This is a genomic window from Oceanivirga salmonicida, assembly GCF_001517915.1.
Taxonomy (GTDB): Bacteria; Fusobacteriota; Fusobacteriia; order Fusobacteriales; family Leptotrichiaceae; genus Oceanivirga; species Oceanivirga salmonicida.
In genome coordinates this window covers 1-1,634 of sequence record NZ_LOQI01000127.1, presented here as the reverse complement: position 1 = coordinate 1,634, position 1,634 = coordinate 1, and the positions used below count along the sequence as shown (strand labels likewise).

At 19.7% G+C, this 1,634-nt stretch carries 2 protein-coding genes; both read left to right on the top strand.

Annotated elements, in window-relative coordinates:
* Positions 1 to 82 precede the first annotated feature (82 nt).
* A complete protein-coding gene (locus AWT72_RS08510; protein ID WP_067143612.1) occupies positions 83 to 820 on the top strand; it encodes a class I SAM-dependent methyltransferase in 738 nt (245 codons plus the stop codon).
* Between the two features lie 243 nt (positions 821 to 1,063).
* Positions 1,064 to 1,634 (top strand): DeoR family transcriptional regulator (locus AWT72_RS08505; RefSeq protein ID WP_156413136.1); only part of this gene is annotated, 571 nt, incomplete at its 3' end.

Here is a 1,634-nt window from a genome sequence, read left to right as displayed (position 1 = left end):
AAATTAAATATATAAATAAATATATATAAAATTATGAAAGGAGAAGTATGTATAGTCGTTTGACTATATCATACAAGAAAAAATGTCATTGAATTCGATAATTAAATCTTTTTGGGAGAATGAATCTGATGTATATAGAAAATGCATTCAAGGAGAGTTAGATAATTTTAAAAAAAATGAATGGTACAAAATTTTAAAAGAAGATATTCCAAAAAATTCTAAAGTATTAGATATTGGAACAGGACCTGGTTTTTTTGCAATGTTATTATATGATATGGGTTGTGATGTTACTGCTATAGATATAACTAATAATATGATAAAAGAAGCTAAAATTTTATGTAAAAATAAAGATAAAATTAATTTTATGACCATGGATTCTCATAAAACTACTTTTGATGATAATAGTTTTGATATTTTAATTTGTAGAAATGTAACATGGACTTTAGATAATCCACCTATAGCGTACAGAGAATGGTATAGGATATTAAAACCAAATGGAAAATTAATAATATTTGATGCTAATTTTAATTTGAGATATTTTAATTCTGAAATAGAAGAAACTTATCAAAAGAATTTAAAAATTGCTAAAGAAAAAGGATATTTTCTTGAAACACATAATAATCAAGAATTAGAAGATGAACTATCAAAAAAATTATTTTTAAGTAATAAAATAAGACCACAATGGGATTTGAATGAAATGTTAGATATAGGATTTTCAAAATTTTTAGTAGATACTAAATTTGATGAGAATTTGTTAACAGAAAAAGATAAATTATTTTGGGGACATGCACCATCATTTAAAATTATTGCAACTAAATAAATTAAAAATAAGAATAATTAATATAAAAAAATATTCCACAAGAGAAAATGCCTTTTCTTTTGTGGTTTTTTATTGTTGTTTTTGAAAATATAAAACTTATTAATATTAAATTTGCTAGATTTTTTGTTATAGTAGTTATAAAATATAAATAGAAGGGGGTAAACAATTTAGAAAAAATTATTTAAAAAAATTATCTTTTTTTTATAGATATTTAGGGTATATTTTTAGTGAAAGGTGATAAAAATGGTAAATAGTAAAAGTTTACAATTATTTAAATTCGTAGTTTTAAAAAATATTATAAATATAAAACTACTAACAAATGAAATACTTATTTCTGAAAAAAAATTAAGATATGAGTTATCTATTCTAAGAGATTATCTTATTTTGAAAAAATTTGGAAGACTTAATATACAAAAAGGGAATGTAATAATAGAGTTAAATAAAGAAATTGATTTTATATATGAAAATATAAAAAATGACAGCAATTTTAATTCAATAGAAAGACAAGATTATATCTATTTTAAATTGTTAACTAATAAATCAATAAGTCTTAATAAAATTTCTCAGGAATTAAATATAAGTAAAGTTACTTGTAGAAGAGATTTAAATAAATTATCTAAAGAATTTAATAAAGATATTAGAATAAAACTAGATAAAACATATTATTTAAAAGGAAATGAGATAGAAATAAGGCAAAAAGGTGTAGATATATTACTTAAATATTTAGATAAAGATATGAAAAAAATAGTTGGATCTGATATAGAAATATTAAATGATAAAGTTTATAGTTTTTTAGAAATTTTAACAAATAATA